This window comes from Streptococcus agalactiae (genome assembly GCF_949788565.1).
GTDB classification, from domain to species: Bacteria; Bacillota; Bacilli; order Lactobacillales; family Streptococcaceae; genus Streptococcus; species Streptococcus agalactiae.
This window is the reverse complement of the sequence record NZ_OX460931.1, coordinates 641,464-659,628: the sequence shown is the minus strand read 5'-3', so window position 1 is coordinate 659,628 and position 18,165 is coordinate 641,464. Positions and strand designations below refer to the sequence as shown.

The following is an 18,165-nucleotide window of genomic DNA, read 5'->3' as shown; positions in this document are numbered from 1 at the left end:
AAAAATAATGTGTTTTTTATTATAAAATAATAATTAAGTAGCTCATCTATTCTTATCTTTACAAGACAGTATATCTATACCATAAAGCAATCTTTCGAACTAATCAAACAAGAATCGATAGTATTATTGGATTATATTTCTTAAAAAATTCACTACAGATATAGTTTACTCCACTTAAATAACTTAGGTAAATCTACGGAACTAAAAATAATCGATAGAAATCTGTTATTTTGTTATTTCAAATGTAACTGTTAAGAAAATAGTTCTCTAATACTAAACAGCACCTCAATCGATTATTAAGTAGCGTTAATTTTTAATTGTTTTTCTATTTTCTATTTGTTATAATGGCTTGAGATTACTAGAAAGTATAGTATTACATGAATCAAAATCATTCCGTCAAAAGATCCTTATCCGAAGTTAATCAGAGCGTTGAGGTTCCTCACAATAGCTCTTTTTGGAACACTTTAAGAGCTTTTCTTGGACCTGGAGCTTTGGTTGCAGTTGGTTATATGGATCCAGGTAACTGGATTACTAGCGTTATTGGTGGAGCTACCTATCGTTACTTACTATTGTTTGTTGTTTTAGTATCTTCTTTGATGGCGATGCAATTACAACAAATGGCTGGCAAGCTTGGTATTGTTACACGACAGGACTTAGCACAAGCAACAGCTTCTCGACTCCCAAAACCGCTTCGTTACCTGCTATTTATTATCATTGAGTTAGCCCTTATCGCTACTGATTTAGCAGAAGTCATTGGCTCTGCCATTGCTCTTCACTTATTATTTGGCTGGCCCTTGTTACTGTCTATCATGATTACTATTTTGGATGTATTCTTACTTTTACTCTTAATGAAGTTAGGCGTCCAAAAAATTGAAGCCTTTGTTTCTGTTCTCATATTGACAATTTTGATAATCTTTACATATTTAGTTGTTTTATCACAACCTGATTTAGATGCTATGTTCAAAGGATTTTTACCACACCATGAGCTTTTTAACATATCACATGAAGGAAAAAATAGTCCTTTAACCCTCGCTCTTGGCATTATCGGCGCAACAGTCATGCCACATAATCTTTATTTACATTCTTCTTTATCTCAGACTAGACGCGTGGATTATCATAATAAATCTTCAATAAAAAAAGCTGTACGTTTCATGACCTTAGATTCTAACATTCAGCTATCACTTGCATTTGTCGTGAATTCGCTACTATTAGTCTTAGGAGCTAGTCTATTTTATGGGCATGCTAATGATATCAGTGCCTTTTCTCAAATGTATCTTGCCTTATCTGATAAAACTATTACTGGTGCAGTAGCCAGTTCTTTCCTTTCTACCCTTTTTGCAGTTGCCCTACTAGCAAGTGGTCAAAATTCAACGATTACAGGTACTTTAACAGGACAAATCGTTATGGAAGGTTTCCTTCACTTCAAATTACCTCAATGGTTAATAAGGCTTTGTACTAGATTATTAACTCTTCTTCCAATTTTTGTTATCGCCCTACTAGTTGGAGGCGAAGAAAATACGTTAGATCAGCTAATCGTCTATTCACAAGTTTTTCTTTCCTTAGCTTTACCATTTTCAATCTTTCCATTGATTTATTTCACGTCGCAAAAATCAATTATGGGAGAGCATGCTAATGCTAAATGGAATACCTATTTAGCATACCTTGTCGCCATCATTTTAACATTACTCAATTTGAAATTAATCATGGATTTACTTTAATACAATACAAAAAAGCCCCACTAATGAACTGAACCTCTATCATGAGACATACATCTAATGATAGAGGAAAGTACATAATGATGGAGCTTTTTGTATTTCTTTAAAGAACCCGTGAGTAAGGACTAGTACGTTTTTGCTTGTACCTCTCCTTGACATTATAATAACCGATGATGAAAAACGATACGCCAAGGATAATTGCTGCAATCAAAGATAAAATTTGGATACTAAAATATAGGTGTTGAAAATTTCCTTCTAAATGTGCTTTAAAAACCATCAACCAAGCCCAAAAAACGGATAAGATTAAGTAAGCATTTTGTAATACCCTAGCCAGGTAAAGACTTAAAACAGTTATAAAAATCAAGGCAATGATAGCTATATATACCTTTGGTAATGGGTAATTAAAATCAATTTTAACTAAGTAGACCGCTAAATTGACCAATGACGCAACTAGCAACCATCCTGCATGAATTCCAAATGTTATTCTAAGCAGTAATTTTGATTTATTTTTACTTAGTATCTTGATAATGATAACCAGAAGAATACAGTAAGCAAAAATTATTATTGTTGATAGGCCAATCAAATTACTCGTAAAAAATACAGTCCATATATTATTAACTAATAGAAGACCCAAAAAGTATGAAAAAATGCTAGCAAAGTTATCTTGGTAAGATTGACTCTTACTGAATATAGCTCTTAATATTACTAAAAAGGTCAATAAATAGATGACTGACCAAATTGAAAAGGCTAATGGTACTGGTGTCAAGAGCGTTTGATAACGATCAGACAGACTCTTCTGACTGTTCCCTGTTAACAAACCTGTTGCGGATAAATAATTCACTATTATTGTTAAGATAAAGACTAACAATAACATCTTACTTTTAAATGAATGTCTAATCATAGAGGCCTCCTTTTACCTCCATTATAATTCTTTTAGTTTAAAAATTCTATTTTTTTAATCAACATATTTACTGAATACTCGCTTGTCTCGACAAAAAAAGTGGTTTTTGAAACCACTTTTTATTTATTTACGAAAAGCATCTAAAATGACTTTAAATTCTTCATTAGATAAAGTGATACCTTTACCCATTTTTGTATGATCTGGACTCCATGTACGCAAATCAAATTTAGCTGGCGCTCCGTTGAAGCTCACACGATTCAACTCTTTTGTCCAACCTTTTTCATTTTCAGATAGGACCAATAACTTCTCAACAATTTCAAATGTAAATTCTGACATTTTATACCTCCACTTATACTATTCGTTATTTTTATAGCTTTTTGTTCTATTTAAATGAACTTCTTCTATTTTAACAATTTTTAGTAATATTGACCATGTAAAATGACAAAATAGTTATAAAAGTATCTAAGCTCTTATAGTCTTGCTAGTACCATCATTTTGATAAAGGTTCACTAATCCTTCTTTACAAGCACGAATCATATCCCCTTTTTTTACTGGATTTGGTAATGTTATGGTTAATAATTCCATCGGATTTGGAGCACGGTCTATTTTATTTCCTTCAGCATCGCGCAGACCTTCAATAAAACATTCAAAGTGACGGAAGCCAGGACCATAGAATTCTACGCGATCTCCTTCCATAATAACATTACGCTGACGAATTGTAGCCTCCATTTTAGCATTGTCAAATGAAACCACTTCCCCAACAAATTTGTATTGAGGAATTTTACGACGAGCTCCAAAGAGTTGTTCGTTTTCAGTTGGTGTATGGTAGTAAAAACCTGTTGCTAATTCGCGTTGTGCAACCTTCCAAAGTTCATCAATCAAGTCTTCTTTAATAGCTTCAAAAGCTTCTGGACTTTCCATATAGGCATCTACAGCAGCTTTATAGCAATTAGTTACTGTAGAAACATAATGAATGGATTTCATACGTCCTTCTATTTTTAAACTATCTACGCCATTTTCAATCATATCTGGAATATGCTCAATCATACACATATCCACTGCTGACATTGAGAAAGGTTCTGGAATCTCGCCTTTTAACGATTGACGTTCTTGTCCAAATGGCATATCGTAGAGGTCATATTTCCAACGACATGACTGAGAGCAACCGCCACGATTAGCATCACGATGGCTCATATGGTTTGATAGAACACATCGTCCTGAGTATGAAATACACATCGCGCCATGAACAAATGCTTCTATCTCAACATCTGTCCTCTTCCTGATTTCAGCCAATTCTGCCATAGTAACCTCACGTGCTAATACGACACGAGTAAGCCCCATCTCTTTCCAAAATTCAAAAGTTTCATGGTTCGTGGAAGAGGCTTGAGTTGACAAATGAATTTCTAAACCTGGTGCTTCTGTAGCACAAATAACAATAAGAGCAGGATCTGAAACAATGACTGCATCTAGTCCCATATCACGTAATTCACGAAACCACGGACCTGCCCCAAGCTCATTACCTTCATGAGTAACCATATTAGCCGCTACATAAACTTTAGCATCTCTCGCATGAGCATAGTTTATTCCCTCTTGTAACTCTTCCATAGAAAAGTTACCAGCTCTACTTCGAAGACCATACGCTTGACCTCCAACAAATACAGCATCTGCTCCATAATCAATAGCAACTTTTAATTTTTCTAGTGTTCCTGCAGGTGATAAAACCTCAGGGCGTTTTTTTACATTAGACATCTTATATTTCCTTCTATTTTCAAGATAAAAGAATTATTTTCTATCTTAATTAACATACCAATCGATATGCAGTTCTTAGTGTAATTGGCTACGCTTTGAAATAGAAAACTTTCACGTAGCAAGTAAATCTTATTTTACTGTTGATGGGTCAAACTCATAAAATCCAGTATCTAAACCACGTCCTTTAGGGTGCAGCTTTCTAATTCGTTCATCAAACAAGAAAGCCTGATCCTGAGTGAATGTTCCATTTTCAATCAAACGAGCTGTTTCGACAAAAATTTCAGCAATAGCAACAAAATTATCTCCTGGACAATAAATACCATCTAATTTCCAGTGAGTAAAGTGATGTTCAACTAGTTCAGTCACTTTAGTCATCATATTGATATCATTGTTAATAAAAATATGAGTCCCATGCTTATCTTCGTAAATAGAATAGTGACTTTCTGGATCACCTGGTTCTGCTAAAAAAAGACCACGCTCACGTGTTTTTTCATCAGTGATATGAGTAAAATTATAATAGTTTTGCAATAACGGACGCTTAGAGTGATGAATTACAGAAGCCCCATAAACTAAAATCTCAGCAGGAAATTCAAGGTTCTCAGACATCTTAAAAAGTTCCTCAGAAGGTATTTCACGTGCTAAAACCGTTTCTACTGCTCCATGTTGTCCCCAAAAATTAACTTGACGACTTGATGTAACGAAGACAGAAGTGTCGTAGATAAGTTTGAAGTTATAACCATCACGCTTGTTGATATAAAATACTCCTGCATCACCAACTACCAAATAATCCACATTAATTTCTTTCATCAACTCCAAAAATGGTTTGATATTATCCATCATCTCTTGATGCATGAGTGCATTACAAGCTACTGTCAATTCTTTACCAGCATCATGTACTAATTTAGCGATTTCACGCAATTCATCGTCTGAAAATGAATGTGGTAAACGAAGACCGTAATTTTCTTCCCCTACATAGATGCGGTCAATTCCTATTGCTAGCAATTGCTTTACTTGTTCAATAGATTCAGCTGTCGCTGTCAAAATTATTTTTTCCATAATTAGTATTATAACAAACTTTCAGCATTTTTAAGCATATTTCTTGACAAGAATAAATAAAAAATATTCTTTTCGAAAATTATATCACTTTAGAGGTTAAGCACTATCAGATAAGAAAAAATATAGTATTGAAATACTATATTTTTTCCTTTCCAATTTAAAAAAGTAAGGAAAGTAGTAAAAAATACTTTTAGTATTCTACTACTAATATGGGCAATGTTTTTGTTTTTTTGAGAAAAAACCTTTATTTTAACTCATAGTATCAAAAAACTAGTGACAAACTCTATTATTTGTGATATGATATGCTAGTATCAAAGGAGAAAGCTATGTCATCACCACTTAAGCAAGAGCAAACTCACGAAAGCAAAACAGAGCAAGCTCAACCAAAATTTCAAGTATTTCAAGAATTTGATCACAGTGCTAAGTTGCGTGAGCTAGTCTTTTTTGCTCGTATCGCTCTCTTCAGTATAACCACTGTGCTAATCTCTTTCTTATTACTAGCACTAAGTGTAACACCTGTCTGGAGTTTCTTACTAGCGATGCTGGCAAGTCTAGCAGTTACATCTGCAGTCTCTTCATTCATTTGGTCACTCAGACAATAAAAATCTCATAAAAAAGAAGCTACTTATAGTAGCTTCTTTTTTATTTTTCTTTATCTTCTGTGTTTTCTTTATAATCAATGACAATATCTTCTACTTTTGTTTCAGGAGCCTTATCTTCTTTTTTAGCAGTATCCTCGTCTGAGAATTTTGATTTAGCTTGATTGACAAAATCATTAGCAAAGTCAACTACTTCTCCGCTTTTTTCCTTAACGGCTGAGACGATATCCTCTGTTGTCAATTCACCTGATTCAAATTTACCTTTATAATCTTTAAAAGTATCAACAGCTAAATTTGAATATTCACTTGCTTTATCTTTAGCTATTTGATGATATTCTTCTGGATTTTCTTTATATTCTCCATAGAATTTTTCTGCATTTTTCCTTAGCTCTTTTCCTTTTTTTGTTGTTAAAAAATAAGCTGCTGCTGCACCTGATGCAGCACTGATAACTAAAGTTTTAAATAATTTACTCATTTTTTGTCTCCTTTTTTACGAAAAATTTTTGAAGCCGCTTTTCCAATAGCTAAAGCTGACCCTGCCTTAGTAACACTTGAGGTTGCACTACTTGCTTTTTGTCCAATGTGTCTTGCCTGTAGGTTTAAATCAGATACAGATTCTGATAAGTCAGCAATGGCTACAAAAAGAGGATCAATAGTAGATACTTTACCATTAACATCATCAACTAAAACATTAGCTTTGGCTAAAATTTCATTAGTTTGGTAAAGAGTCACGTTAACATCGCTTGTTAATACTTTAATAGTTTGCTTGGTTTCCTCAATCGTTTCTGATACTTTTTTCAGAACGAAAAGTATTCCTAAAACTAAAACAACAAACGCAATGGCAATAATTAATACAGCAATTTCTATCATAATACCTCCTCTGTTTAATAATATGAAATATGTTGTTCACGACGACGATAAATAATCATGACAATTCCGATAATAACTAAAATAACTGATAACCATTGTGACACGCGCAAACCCGCCAAATAAAGGCTATCTGTCCTCATCCCTTCAATAATGAACCGTCCACATCCATACCAAACTAAATAAAAACATGCCACTTCACCTTGTTTTAAAGTGCGCGGTCGATGACGAATAGACATGATGATGACAAAACCTAGGAAGTTCCAAAGAGACTCATATAAAAATGTAGGTACTCGGTAAGCTCCATCGATATACATTTGATTTTTTATAAAGTTTGGTAAGTAATTCAGATTTTTTACTGCCCTACCGTATGCTTCTTGATTAATAAAATTCCCCCATCTACCTATGGCTTGGGCAATCATCACTCCTGGAGCAGCAATATCCAGAAAATCAATGGGATTAATCAAGCGACGATATGAAAAAATCACAAGGAGAATGGCTCCGGTAATTAACCCTCCGTAAATAGCAATACCACCGTTCCAAATGGCGATAATCTCTACTGGGTGCTTAGAGTAATAAGCCCATTCGAAGATAACATAATAAATACGAGCTCCAACAATGGATAGTGGAAAAGCCATGAGAATGAAATCTAGAATATCATCCGACTTAATGTTCTTACGAGGGGCCTCTTTCATTGCTAAGTAAACTGCTAACAACATACCAGACACTATGCAAATAGCATACCAGCGAATAGAAAAGGGGCCTAATTGTATTGCTACTGGATTAATCATCATTGACCTCGTTCTGACTAATCAAATGTGTTAAACGATCCTCAAAAGTCTGGGTAGCATCAAACCCCATTTGTTTAGCTCTGTGATTCATAGCCGCTGCTTCAATAACTACTGACACGTTTCGGCCTGTTTTAACAGGAATACGTATCCGAGGAACCTTAACTCCAGATAATTCGATCTCTTCATTGCCATTTCCGAGTCTATCAAAAACTTTTCCAGTTTCAAAGTTTTCAAGGTATATAGCTAATTGCACTTGCGATGAATCTTTAACCGCACTAGCTCCATATAGGCTCATAATATCAATGATTCCCACACCTCTAATTTCAAGTAAATGACGTAATATCTCAGCAGGCTCTCCCCAAAGCGTCTCTTCGTCTTTAGCATAAACATCAACACGGTCATCTGCTACCAAACGATGTCCTCGCTTAACTAGCTCTAGTCCTGTCTCACTCTTACCAATACCGGAATCTCCTTGAATCAGAACACCCATACCATAGATATCCATCAAGACACCATGAACACTTGTCCTCTCAGCTAAGCAAGAATCTAAATACCAAGAAACTTCACCTGATAAACGACTTGTAGGGGCCTTACTTTGAAGAATAGCAATACCAGTATCTTTAGCCGCCTCATACATCTCTTCTGGAATTTCTAAATCACGTGCTACAACAATAGCTGGTGTTTCTTTTTGGAACATTTCACGTAACACTTGATAACGATTATGTCCTGTCATAGCCATTAAATATGACCACTCTTTCATACCAACAAGTTGCAAACGCTCTGGTGCATAATAATCAAAATACCCTGTCATTTCTAGACCAGGACGTGAAATGTCAGCTGTTGTAATCCGCTTAGATAATAGATGTTCATCACCATAGATGACATTTAACTTTAAGCGGTCAACTAACATTTGAACAGTAACTGCCATACTTACTCCTTCTTATAAAAGTGAATATCCCTATTGCTATACCCTACAATTTAAAGTTGAGCAAAGGTACTAAACACTTTCATTAATTTACACCCACATTATATCATACTTTTTACTAAAAGTAAGCGCTAACGCGTTTTTCTGAAAAAAAGAAGATATTTTGAAAAAGTGGTCTAAATAAAGCTAAGAAAAAAGGAGATTCATCTAGCAAATCTCCTTTATATGAATTACCAGAACCAACCGTCATCATCAACAGGTTCAGCATCTTTACGTCTTCTGGGACCTTGTCTTCTTGTTTCAATAATATCTTCTTTATAGGGTAAGAAAACAGCTAATAAAATATATAGCAAAAGACCAAATTTGGTAAAATACAAAATCAGTGCAATCAACACCCGTGAAAGAGCTAAATCCCAGTTATACTTATCAGCTAGACCGGCGACAACACCGCAGACCAACTTACCTTTTCGTTGTTTGTAGAAGCTTGATTTCATACCTATCCTTCTTTCTATCTACTCTATATTTTAATTATAACTACTTTGACAGTAAAATTAAATAGGCCTTACGACTGATTTTAAAAACTCTCTATCAAGCGACCATGACAATAACCACAAGCAAACTTGCGTAAATTAACACGTCTCCTACGTCGGTATACTTGACCGCAAGATTGGCAAGAGTAATGATGATAATTCACTTTAACAGCCGTAACTCTAGGGGTATATCGTAAGCCATCGACTTTTTCTAGTAACTCTTTAAAAGCTTTATCCCTATGTTGATATCCTTTACCTTGTATATAGAGATGATAATGGCAAAGCTCATGTCTTACAATCTTACGAAAAATATCAATACCAAACTCACGATAAATTTTGGGATTAAAGTCAAGGTGTCTATCGTTTGGAAAGAAGCGTCCTCCAGTTGTTCTTAAGCGATTATTCCAATGTGCAGTATGTAAAAACTGACATCCAAAATCTTCTATAGACACCTTCTTAACATAATTAGTCAAGTCCGTCTGGCTTGATAAGACTAAGTCCAATTCTGCTACGCTCCGCATCTACCTCTACAACCCAAACAGTTACAATATCACCAACAGAGAGATATTTGCTTGGATGTTGTAAAGGAGGCATTTTTCTAGTTTTTTTATCGCGTTTTCGCTTAATAAGGCGAGACTGGTGGATTAGACCATCTTCATGAACACCAATATCAACAAAAGCACCAAAATCAACGACGTTTCGAACAGTTCCTTGCAATTCCTGTCCAACTTTTAAATCACTGACATCTAAAACATCATGTCTCAAAACAGGCGCTTCAAAATCATCACGCAAATCACGACCTGGTTTCAAAAGATCTTCTATAATGTCTTTTAATGTTTCTTGACCTACCCCAATACTTTCTGCTGTTGCAATTAAGTCAAGGTTTTGTAACTTCTCTTTAGCAAGATCATCTAATTCTTTGATAGTCAGTTGGTCAAGCAACTTTTTAACAGCTTCATAAGACTCAGGGTGAACACCTGTATTATCCAAGAAATTTTTAGCATTAGGAATACGTAAGAATCCAGCAGCTTGCTCAAAAGCTTTTGCTCCTAATCTGGGCACTTTCTTAATTTCAGCACGTGACTTAATTTGCCCATTCTCTTCACGATATTTAACAATATTTTCAGATATTGTTTTATTTAAACCTGAAACATGAGCTAACAAGGCTGGACTTGCTGTATTAACATTAACACCTACTTGGTTAACTACAGTTTCAACAACAAAATCAAGATTTTCTGCTAATTTTTTTTGGCTAACATCATGTTGATATTGACCCACACCAATAGATTTTGGATCAATTTTGACTAGTTCTGCTAATGGGTCTTGCAGACGTCTTGCAATTGAGATGGCCGAACGTTTTTCAACCGTTAAGTCTGGAAATTCATGACGTGCCAATTCTGAGGCTGAATAAACAGAGGCACCACTTTCGTTAACAATCACATAGGATACGGCTGGAAAATCTTGTAAAACTTCTGCAACAAATGCTTCTGATTCACGACTCGCTGTTCCATTCCCTATAGCAATAATTTCTATATTGAATTCTTTGATAAGTTTTGCTAACTCTATTTTTGATTGTTCGATTTTTGCTTGATTAGCTGGAGGAACTGGATAAATCACTTGTGTTGTCATTAATTTTCCAGTTTGGTCTACTACTGCTAATTTTGCTCCTGTACGAAAGGCAGGGTCAAAACCTAACACCATTTTCCCCTTAAGCGGTGAGACTAACAATAAGTTACGAAGATTCTCTGAAAACAGTGAAATTGCACCATCTTCTGCTCCTTCACTTAGTTCTGTACGGATACGGCGTTCCATAGCTGGAACGATTTTTTTCTTGACAGTCTGTACAATAAGGTCATCTATATATTGGCTAGTTTCTTTAAATCGAACAGCAAAAAAGCGAAACATTTTTTCAAGGTTATGCTCAAAATTAACCTTAAGAACACCCATTTTCTCACCACGATTCAATGCTAAAACTTGATAGCCATGGAGTTTACTTATTTTTTCAGAAAAGTCATAGTAGATTTTGAAGACCTGTTTTTCATCAAGTGACTCATCTTTAACAACTGCAGTGATTGAGCTGTAGTTCCAGATCTCATTATATGTCCATGAACGTAATTTATTATCCTCAGAAAAAGCTTCGATAAGAATATCTACTGCTCCAGAAAGTGCCTTCGTAGTTGTCTCAAAACCATCTGTAAGATAGTTTTGAGCTTCTTCCTCAAGGTTATCCTTATTTTGTAAAATAAGACGTGCTAAAGGAAAAAGACCTGCTTCACGTGCAATCGTAGCTTTCGTACGACGTTTTTCTTTATAAGGTAGGTAGAGTTCCTCAACATCTGCTAGTTTAGTTGCTTCTTCAATAGCCTTTTTGAGTTCTTGAGTCAACTTTCCTTGTTCTTCAATTTTGGCTAAGACCGTAGTTTTACGATCTGAAAGAGCTGTCATACTCTTATCAAGGTCAATAATTGATTTGATTTGAACTTCATCCAAATTACCTGTCATTTCTTTACGATAACGGGCAATAAAAGGAATAGTATTTCCTTCATCTGTTAATTCTAAAACCTTTTCGATTTGTGACGCTTTAATACCTAAATCAATAGCAATTTGTGTAATATTTAAATTTTCCATAACGCTTTTATTATAGCATATTTTTGACTTACGAAGAGTTTTAAAAAGCGATTTCAAGATAGCGTTTTTATAATCTAACAATAAAAAACAGACCAGATCTGCTTTAATTCTTTTCAAAATATTTTCGAACAATTGGTGCTACTTCCTTACCATAAAGTTTGATAGCATTTAGGACGTCTTTGTGAGGCATAGAGCCAACTGGTAGATGTAACATAAAACGGTCTAACTCAAGTGCTTCAACAAGTCCTATAATTTTATGTGCAACCACTTCAGGACTTCCTACAAAAATAGCACCTTCTGGACCTACTGAACGTAAATACTGCTCTTTGGTCATTTCAGACCAATGAGGGCGTCCCTTAGCAATATTATCGACGGTCTGTTTCGTAGGGAAAAAATAACGGTCAATAGCGGTTTGATTATCCTCTTCAATCCATCCCCAAGAGTGAGCAGCAACTTTTAGTTGTTCTGGTTTGTGTCCATTACGACTACCAACTTCTTTATAAATATGGACCAATTGACGAAATGCTTTGGGATTCCCACCAATAGTTGCATAAACAATTGGCAAACCTTGTTCTGCAATACGAATTGTAGAATCAACATTTCCTCCTGTTGCCACCCATATTGGTAACTGTCTCTGTAATGCTCTTGGATAAATTGGTCGCTCATTAACTGTTTGTGTCAAATGACCTTTCCAATCGAGATTTGTCGCTGAGTTAATTGCTAACAACATATCCATTTTTTCATTAAATAAATCATCATAATCCGCTAAATCGTATCCAAACAATGGAAAAGACTCAATAAAGGAACCACGCCCTGCCATAATTTCTGCTCTACCATTTGAAAGTGCGTCAATCGTTGAAAATTGCTGGTAGACGCGAATAGGATCATTGGAAGAGAGAATCGTTACTGCACTAGATAAACGGATATTATTAGTTCTAACCGCTCCTGCTGCTAGGACAATTTCGGGTGCAGAGACCGCAAAATCTTCACGATGGTGCTCTCCAATACCATATACATCTAAACCAACTTGATCAGCTAGTTCAATCTCAGCAACTAATTGGCGAATCCTCTCAGGATGTGAATAGCTTTGGTTTGTTTCTTCAAGGATTGTTGTCTCTCCGAATGTTGTAATACCTAATTCAATCATAATCTTACCTCATCAATCTACTAATAACATTTTATCACTATATAGTATCATTTCCAATCGATTTGTTTTTTTATGTTAAAAATAAGCTAATATAGTATAATAGGTTATTATATAAAGAAAGAGGTGCCATTAATGGCTATTACGCACAAACGTCAAGATGACTTAGAAAGTATGTTCGCTAGTTTTGCTAAAGTACCAAAACCTAAAAAAGTTGATTCTGATTCAAAACCTGAACAGAAAGATGATTCTCAGAAAGATTAAGTTCTATGGATATCTTTAATCAATTACCGGATAGTGTCCTTCAATGGTTTGCCATTTTCATTTCCATTATTATTGAGGCACTTCCTTTTGTTTTGCTTGGAACTATTTTATCAGGAATTATTGAAGTCTTTATAACACCTGATATAGTCAATAAGTTCTTACCGAAAAATAAATTTCTCAGAGTCTTATTTGGAACCTTCGTTGGCTTTGTCTTTCCTTCTTGCGAATGTGGTATCATTCCTATTATTAATCGATTCCTTGAAAAGAAAGTGCCTTCATACACGGCAGTTCCGTTTCTTGCTACTGCCCCTATTATTAATCCTATTGTTTTATTTGCGACCTACTCAGCATTTGGAAATTCCATACGCTTCCTGATATTACGCTTTGTAGGTGCTACCATTGTAGCCATTGCTTTAGGAGTCATGCTTGCCTTTTTAGTAGATGATAATATTCTAAAAGAAGACGCTAAACCTACTCATTTTCATGATTATTCTGATAAGAAGTGGTATCAAAAAATCTTTCTAGCCTTAGCTCATGCCATCGATGAATTTTTTGATACAGGACGCTATCTAGTATTTGGTACTTTAATTGCTTCAGCTATGCAAATTTATTTACCAACTCGAGTTCTTACTACTATCGGACATAGCCCTATCACAGCCATCTTAGTTATGATGTTGCTTGCTTTCATCTTGTCATTGTGTAGTGAAGCTGACGCTTTTATAGGTGCTTCTTTATTATCAACCTTTGGAATCGCGCCAGTGATGGCTTTCCTTTTAATTGGACCCATGATTGATATTAAGAATTTAATGATGATGGTAAATTCTTTTAAAACAAGGTTTATTGTCCAATTCATTAGTGTATCTTCTCTTATTATTATTATCTATTGTTTATTTGTGGGGGTAATATAATGATTCGATTTCTTATTCTTGCTGGTTATTTTGAATTAAGCATGTATTTAAAGTTATCAGGTAAACTAAATCAGTATATTAATACTCATTATACCTATTTGGCCTATATTTCAATGGTCCTATCTTTTATTTTAGCAATTGTACAGCTAATTATTTGGGTTAAAAATATGAAAATGCATAGTCACCTACATGGTAAAATAGCTAAATCAACAAGCCCAATGATTTTAGTATTTCCCGTTTTAGTAGGTTTGTTAGTACCTACAGTTAGTTTAGACTCAACCACAGTCTCTGCCAAGGGATATAATTTCCCTCTAGCAGCCGGCTCTACTGGTACTGTAAGTCAAGATGGGACACGCGTTCAATATTTGAAACCAGATACCAGCACTTATTTTACTTCTTCAGCCTATGAAAAAGAAATGCAAAAAGAGCTTAAAAAATATAAAGGCTCTGGTACATTAACCATCACAACTGAAAATTACATGGAAGTTATGGAACTAATTTATCTCTATCCCGAGCAATTCATGGATCGCCAAATACAATATACTGGGTTTGTTTATAACGAACCCAAACACGAAGGATATCAATTTATTTTCCGCTTTGGAATCATTCATTGTATTGCCGATTCAGGAGTTTATGGTCTACTAACGACTGGAAATCAAAAAAGTTATCCGGACAATACTTGGGTAACTGTTAGAGGTACAATTAAATCCGAGTATAATCAATTGTTACAACAAAACTTACCAGTCTTACACATTGAAGAGTCTCGTCAAGTTTCTAAACCTAATAATCCTTATGTTTATCGTGTCTTTTAATATAAAAAGAACTTTCTAAATGAAAGTTCTTTTTTCTTATAAAATTCCTTCCAGAAGGCCACGCATGAAATCTTCTGAATTAAATTCACCAATATCATCGATTTTTTCGCCGAAACCAATGAATTTAACAGGAATATCTAGTTCTTGACGAATAGCCAGTACCACACCACCCTTAGCAGTACCATCAATTTTAGTCAGAATAAGGCCAGTTAATGGTGTAATTTTCGAGAACTCTTTAGCTTGACTTAAAGCATTTTGTCCTGTAGATGCATCTAAAGCAAGCAAAGTTTCGTGGGGAGCATCTGGTACGACACGCTTAATAATACGTCCAATTTTTTCCAACTCTGCCATAAGGTTTTCTTTATTTTGCAGACGTCCTGCTGTATCAATTAACAAGACATCAACGCCTTGAGCAACGGCTTTTTCCATGCCATCAAAGACAACGCTAGCCGGATCTGCTTTTTCTTCTCCAGTGACAACTGGTACATCAACACGGCGTCCCCATTCTACTAGTTGAGCCACAGCACCTGCACGGAAAGTATCAGCTGCTACTAACATAACTTTTTTCCCTTGAGACTTGTATTGATGAGCTAACTTACCTATAGATGTCGTTTTTCCAACACCATTAACACCTACAAAAAGCATTACGGTTAAACCTTCTTGGAAATTGATAGCCTCATTATAAATACCATCTTTTTCGTAGATTTCAACTAATTTTTCAACGATAACACGTTTTAAATCCTCTGATTTCTTGGCATTCTCTAATTTTGCTTCATAACGAAGATCTTCGGTTAACTGTGTTGCAACATTTACCCCAACGTCAGATAAGATTAACATTTCTTCTAATTCTTCAAAGAACTCTTCGTCAACACGACGGAAGTTAGAAAGGAAAGCATTAAGGCGTGCACTAAAACCTGTGCGTGTTTTTTTCAGGCTACGATTATATTTTTCCTCTTGACTCTCAGCTTTTATAGTGTCTGCCTGTGATTGCGATAAAACTTCCTGTGCCTCAGAAAATTCTGACTCATCTGTTGACAGCGAATTAGACGAGATTTCTTTCTCAATTGCTTTACGTTTAGCATAGTAATCTGCTAAAAAAGCATCAGCCGCAGATGTATCCTCTGACTCTGTTTGTACCTCAGTTTTTCCACTAGACATCTCTTCTTGAAGGGGAGTTTCTGAAAACTGATCTGAAGCCTGACTATCACTTAATTGCTCCTTATCACTAAAAGATGCCTCAGATTTAGCAGAAACATTGTCAGAAAGAGTCGTGGAATCAGGAACTACATTTTCTACCTCAGAAGTATCTGCTACCTTTGTCTTAGCCCTATCTTCTAGTTCTAAAAAACTATCGTCTTCTTTTACAGGAATTTCATCGGTATCTTCTGACTCTAAAGGATGAATTTCAGAGGTAACTGGTTGATGTGATTCTGACAATGCTGTATCTCTTTCTAATTCTAAGAAAGAATCATCTTCTGCAACAGGGACTTCAGAGGTTCGATTCAAAGTTGACTCCTTCGAAAAGTTGCTGCCCTCCTCTTTATCAATAACTGAATCTTCATCTTCTAAAACAACAGATTCTGATGCTTCAATTTCTGGTTCTTTATCTTTTTTCTTATGTCCAAATAGGCGGTCAAATAATCCCATTAATTTTCCTCACTTAAAATATATTTCCCAATTGCTTCGGCGACTCCAGACTCATCGTTATTACAAATAGTTGTCGCTTTTGCTATTGCCTTAGCTTCTGGAATACCATTAGCCATTGCAACTCCTAAGCCTGCCCACTCTAGCATTGATAAATCATTTGCTTCATCTCCCATTGCCATAACTTGACTACTATCTAACCCAAGGTGTTTTGTCAGTAGTTCTAAGCCGACTGCTTTATGAACACCTTTAGGCATCAATTCTAAAATGATATCACGTGATTTAAACATTTCATAGTCAACTTTAAGTCTATCAGGAAGTTTAGCAATTTGTTGATCAAGATATGTAGCATCAATAACACTAACAATTTTATTATAAACTACATCCTTTGGCACTTGCTCTAAATCATCAACTTCTATAAATTCTAAGAGCGGGTTGGCTAAATGATATTGAGAATGGTGTCCCTTGTTAGCGATACTATATACCGTTCCCTCACTTAAGATATCTGTTGGCAAACCCACTTGATACAACTCCTCATGGATATCTTCCACTTCTTGTCGTGTCATTGCAGTTTTAGCTAAGATTTTCCCTGTATTTTGTTGAACTAAACCACCGTTAAAAGTAATGCTGTAATCTTCATCAGATACTAACTCTAGGTCCTCTAACAAATTACCAATTGCTTTTAAAGGACGCCCTGTTGTAATAACAACTTTTATACCTTTTTCTCTAGCTGCTTTTAAGGCCACTTTATTTTCTTCTGAAACTTTCTTATCTGTTGTAAATAAAGTGCCATCTAAATCTAAGGCAAGTATTTTAATATCCGACATTAATCCACCATACTTTCTAAATAAGCCATTACAGCTTGATTATTGTGATGACCTATAATACAATCTGCTATCTCTTTAACTTCTGGTCTAGCATTTTCTGTTGCGATAGCTTTTCCTGACCACTCTAGCATTTCTAAATCATTAATATTGTCACCAAAAGATAAGACTTCTTCTGCTCTAATACCGTATTGTTCACAGAGGTGCTCTAAACCATTTCGTTTATTAACTGAGCTTAGAATAATATCAATGGATTTAAAACCTGTTGTCACTGCTGTGGCATACGGTATAGCTTGATTTACCCACTCCTCAGCTTGTCTAACAGTCTCTTCAGTAAAGTTAGCCGTTACTTTGAAAATAATATCATCAACATCTTCAAAGTGAGAAACTTTTTGCAAATTATCATAATAATGAGTGATGAATTCAATATAATCTGGATTGGCATCACTTAGAATATATGCACCATCCTTGCCAGATAAGACATATTCATTATTCTCCATATAAGGGCTCTTACTCAAATGGTCAATAATATCTAAGTATTGTTCTCGACTCAAGTGCTGTTCATATGCCAAACGATTAAATAAGACTGCTGCACTTCCGTTTTCTGCTATAAAAGCCATCTGATCACGAAAGTCAGCAAATAATTGTTCAAGTGATAATAAGGAACGCCCACTTGCTGCCGTAAAGACAATTCCTTGTTCTTTAAATTTTTTTAGCACATTTGCTAAACGTTTTTTATCATAGGTACCGTTTTCATCTAAGAATGTACCGTCCATATCGGTTGCTACTAATTTTATCATGGAATCTC

The 18,165-nt window shown here is 35.1% G+C and carries 20 protein-coding genes; 5 read left to right on the top strand and 15 right to left on the bottom strand.

What is annotated here, in order from left to right; all coding sequences use genetic code 11:
• Positions 1-377 precede the first annotated feature (377 nt).
• Positions 378-1,718 (top strand): Nramp family divalent metal transporter, encoded by a 1,341-nt coding sequence (locus tag QOR44_RS03555; RefSeq protein WP_001073014.1) that lies wholly within the window; start codon positions 378-380, stop codon positions 1,716-1,718.
• Positions 1,719-1,818: 100 nt separating this feature from the next.
• On the opposite strand, the gene QOR44_RS03550 is transcribed toward QOR44_RS03555, so the two are convergent.
• From QOR44_RS03550 to QOR44_RS03535, 4 genes are all read right to left on the bottom strand, one after another.
• Positions 1,819-2,616, bottom strand: coding sequence for a TspO-related membrane protein (locus tag QOR44_RS03550; RefSeq protein WP_000618022.1), 798 nt, complete (start codon positions 2,614-2,616; stop codon positions 1,819-1,821).
• Positions 2,617-2,739: 123 nt separating this feature from the next.
• Positions 2,740-2,952 carry a YdbC family protein gene (locus tag QOR44_RS03545; RefSeq protein WP_001288869.1) on the bottom strand — a complete coding sequence of 71 codons (213 nt, stop codon included), beginning with the start codon at positions 2,950-2,952 and terminating at the stop codon, positions 2,740-2,742.
• Positions 2,953-3,078: 126 nt separating this feature from the next.
• Positions 3,079-4,365, bottom strand: coding sequence for a peptidase U32 family protein (locus tag QOR44_RS03540; protein ID WP_000073153.1), 1,287 nt, complete (start codon positions 4,363-4,365; stop codon positions 3,079-3,081).
• Between the two features lie 129 nt (positions 4,366-4,494).
• Positions 4,495-5,421 carry a peptidase U32 family protein gene (locus tag QOR44_RS03535; protein ID WP_017647155.1) on the bottom strand — a complete coding sequence of 309 codons (927 nt, stop codon included), beginning with the start codon at positions 5,419-5,421 and terminating at the stop codon, positions 4,495-4,497.
• Positions 5,422-5,747: 326 nt separating this feature from the next.
• On the opposite strand from QOR44_RS03535, the gene QOR44_RS03530 reads away from it, so the two are divergent.
• Positions 5,748-6,023 carry a DUF3270 domain-containing protein gene (locus QOR44_RS03530; RefSeq protein WP_000097986.1) on the top strand — a complete coding sequence of 92 codons (276 nt, stop codon included), beginning with the start codon at positions 5,748-5,750 and terminating at the stop codon, positions 6,021-6,023.
• A gap of 40 nt (positions 6,024-6,063) precedes the next feature.
• On the opposite strand, the gene QOR44_RS03525 is transcribed toward QOR44_RS03530, so the two are convergent.
• The 8 genes from QOR44_RS03525 to QOR44_RS03490 form a co-directional block, all read right to left on the bottom strand.
• Positions 6,064-6,495 carry a YtxH domain-containing protein gene (locus QOR44_RS03525; RefSeq protein ID WP_000039971.1) on the bottom strand — a complete coding sequence of 144 codons (432 nt, stop codon included), beginning with the start codon at positions 6,493-6,495 and terminating at the stop codon, positions 6,064-6,066.
• Positions 6,492-6,890, bottom strand: a complete 399-nt coding sequence (locus tag QOR44_RS03520) for a DUF948 domain-containing protein (protein ID WP_000569599.1) — start codon at positions 6,888-6,890, stop codon at positions 6,492-6,494. The genes QOR44_RS03525 and QOR44_RS03520 overlap by 4 nt, the downstream gene beginning before the upstream one ends.
• Before the next feature lie 14 nt (positions 6,891-6,904).
• Positions 6,905-7,678: a prolipoprotein diacylglyceryl transferase gene (lgt, locus tag QOR44_RS03515; protein ID WP_000609727.1), complete on the bottom strand. Its 774-nt coding sequence runs from the start codon at positions 7,676-7,678 to the stop codon at positions 6,905-6,907.
• On the bottom strand, positions 7,671-8,606 hold the full coding sequence (hprK, locus tag QOR44_RS03510; RefSeq protein WP_000301753.1) for an HPr(Ser) kinase/phosphatase: 936 nt from the start codon (positions 8,604-8,606) through the stop codon (positions 7,671-7,673). Before hprK ends, lgt begins: the two co-directional genes overlap by 8 nt.
• Positions 8,607-8,833: 227 nt before the next feature.
• Positions 8,834-9,097: a PspC domain-containing protein gene (locus QOR44_RS03505; RefSeq protein WP_000842478.1), complete on the bottom strand. Its 264-nt coding sequence runs from the start codon at positions 9,095-9,097 to the stop codon at positions 8,834-8,836.
• Between the two features lie 80 nt (positions 9,098-9,177).
• A complete protein-coding gene (locus QOR44_RS03500; protein WP_000366646.1) occupies positions 9,178-9,636 on the bottom strand; it encodes a SprT family protein in 459 nt (152 codons plus the stop codon).
• Positions 9,599-11,761, bottom strand: coding sequence for a Tex family protein (locus QOR44_RS03495; protein ID WP_141444571.1), 2,163 nt, complete (start codon positions 11,759-11,761; stop codon positions 9,599-9,601). Before QOR44_RS03495 ends, QOR44_RS03500 begins: the two co-directional genes overlap by 38 nt.
• A 103-nt stretch (positions 11,762-11,864) precedes the next feature.
• Positions 11,865-12,908 carry an LLM class flavin-dependent oxidoreductase gene (locus tag QOR44_RS03490; RefSeq protein WP_000571059.1) on the bottom strand — a complete coding sequence of 348 codons (1,044 nt, stop codon included), beginning with the start codon at positions 12,906-12,908 and terminating at the stop codon, positions 11,865-11,867.
• 132 nt (positions 12,909-13,040) lie between these two features.
• On the opposite strand from QOR44_RS03490, the gene QOR44_RS03485 reads away from it, so the two are divergent.
• The 3 genes from QOR44_RS03485 to QOR44_RS03475 are packed head-to-tail and all read left to right on the top strand — an operon-like array spanning position 13,041 to position 14,889.
• Positions 13,041-13,169, top strand: a complete 129-nt coding sequence (locus QOR44_RS03485; RefSeq protein WP_001018624.1) for an SPJ_0845 family protein — start codon at positions 13,041-13,043, stop codon at positions 13,167-13,169.
• A 5-nt stretch (positions 13,170-13,174) separates the two neighbouring features.
• Complete coding sequence (locus tag QOR44_RS03480) at positions 13,175-14,077, top strand: permease (protein ID WP_000350891.1); 903 nt, start codon at positions 13,175-13,177, stop codon at positions 14,075-14,077.
• Positions 14,077-14,889, top strand: coding sequence for a TIGR03943 family putative permease subunit (locus tag QOR44_RS03475; protein WP_000617815.1), 813 nt, complete (start codon positions 14,077-14,079; stop codon positions 14,887-14,889). Before QOR44_RS03480 ends, QOR44_RS03475 begins: the two co-directional genes overlap by 1 nt.
• A 36-nt stretch (positions 14,890-14,925) precedes the next feature.
• On the opposite strand, the gene ftsY is transcribed toward QOR44_RS03475, so the two are convergent.
• Genes ftsY through QOR44_RS03460 form a run of 3 tightly spaced genes read right to left on the bottom strand, consistent with a single transcriptional unit; the run spans position 14,926 to position 18,157 of the window.
• Positions 14,926-16,536: a signal recognition particle-docking protein FtsY gene (ftsY, locus tag QOR44_RS03470; protein ID WP_000522267.1), complete on the bottom strand. Its 1,611-nt coding sequence runs from the start codon at positions 16,534-16,536 to the stop codon at positions 14,926-14,928.
• Positions 16,536-17,360, bottom strand: coding sequence for a Cof-type HAD-IIB family hydrolase (locus QOR44_RS03465; RefSeq protein ID WP_001280060.1), 825 nt, complete (start codon positions 17,358-17,360; stop codon positions 16,536-16,538). The genes ftsY and QOR44_RS03465 overlap by 1 nt, the downstream gene beginning before the upstream one ends.
• Positions 17,360-18,157: a Cof-type HAD-IIB family hydrolase gene (locus tag QOR44_RS03460; protein WP_000594101.1), complete on the bottom strand. Its 798-nt coding sequence runs from the start codon at positions 18,155-18,157 to the stop codon at positions 17,360-17,362. Before QOR44_RS03460 ends, QOR44_RS03465 begins: the two co-directional genes overlap by 1 nt.
• Positions 18,158-18,165: the final 8 nt, after the last annotated feature.

What these genes read in the sequence shown, in the direction of transcription:
- QOR44_RS03555 (WP_001073014.1), top strand. Translation starts at nt 378, where the DNA reads ATGAATCAAAATCATTCCGTCAAAAGATCCTTATCCGAAGTTAATCAG.
- QOR44_RS03550 (WP_000618022.1), bottom strand. Translation starts at nt 2,616, where the DNA reads ATGATTAGACATTCATTTAAAAGTAAGATGTTATTGTTAGTCTTTATC.
- QOR44_RS03545 (WP_001288869.1), bottom strand. Translation starts at nt 2,952, where the DNA reads ATGTCAGAATTTACATTTGAAATTGTTGAGAAGTTATTGGTCCTATCT.
- QOR44_RS03540 (WP_000073153.1), bottom strand. Translation starts at nt 4,365, where the DNA reads ATGTCTAATGTAAAAAAACGCCCTGAGGTTTTATCACCTGCAGGAACA.
- QOR44_RS03535 (WP_017647155.1), bottom strand. Translation starts at nt 5,421, where the DNA reads ATGGAAAAAATAATTTTGACAGCGACAGCTGAATCTATTGAACAAGTA.
- QOR44_RS03530 (WP_000097986.1), top strand. Translation starts at nt 5,748, where the DNA reads ATGTCATCACCACTTAAGCAAGAGCAAACTCACGAAAGCAAAACAGAG.
- QOR44_RS03525 (WP_000039971.1), bottom strand. Translation starts at nt 6,495, where the DNA reads ATGAGTAAATTATTTAAAACTTTAGTTATCAGTGCTGCATCAGGTGCA.
- QOR44_RS03520 (WP_000569599.1), bottom strand. Translation starts at nt 6,890, where the DNA reads ATGATAGAAATTGCTGTATTAATTATTGCCATTGCGTTTGTTGTTTTA.
- lgt (WP_000609727.1), bottom strand. Translation starts at nt 7,678, where the DNA reads ATGATTAATCCAGTAGCAATACAATTAGGCCCCTTTTCTATTCGCTGG.
- hprK (WP_000301753.1), bottom strand. Translation starts at nt 8,606, where the DNA reads ATGGCAGTTACTGTTCAAATGTTAGTTGACCGCTTAAAGTTAAATGTC.
- QOR44_RS03505 (WP_000842478.1), bottom strand. Translation starts at nt 9,097, where the DNA reads ATGAAATCAAGCTTCTACAAACAACGAAAAGGTAAGTTGGTCTGCGGT.
- QOR44_RS03495 (WP_141444571.1), bottom strand. Translation starts at nt 11,761, where the DNA reads ATGGAAAATTTAAATATTACACAAATTGCTATTGATTTAGGTATTAAA.
- QOR44_RS03490 (WP_000571059.1), bottom strand. Translation starts at nt 12,908, where the DNA reads ATGATTGAATTAGGTATTACAACATTCGGAGAGACAACAATCCTTGAA.
- QOR44_RS03485 (WP_001018624.1), top strand. Translation starts at nt 13,041, where the DNA reads ATGGCTATTACGCACAAACGTCAAGATGACTTAGAAAGTATGTTCGCT.
- QOR44_RS03480 (WP_000350891.1), top strand. Translation starts at nt 13,175, where the DNA reads ATGGATATCTTTAATCAATTACCGGATAGTGTCCTTCAATGGTTTGCC.
- QOR44_RS03475 (WP_000617815.1), top strand. Translation starts at nt 14,077, where the DNA reads ATGATTCGATTTCTTATTCTTGCTGGTTATTTTGAATTAAGCATGTAT.
- ftsY (WP_000522267.1), bottom strand. Translation starts at nt 16,536, where the DNA reads ATGGGATTATTTGACCGCCTATTTGGACATAAGAAAAAAGATAAAGAA.
- QOR44_RS03465 (WP_001280060.1), bottom strand. Translation starts at nt 17,360, where the DNA reads ATGTCGGATATTAAAATACTTGCCTTAGATTTAGATGGCACTTTATTT.
- QOR44_RS03460 (WP_000594101.1), bottom strand. Translation starts at nt 18,157, where the DNA reads ATGATAAAATTAGTAGCAACCGATATGGACGGTACATTCTTAGATGAA.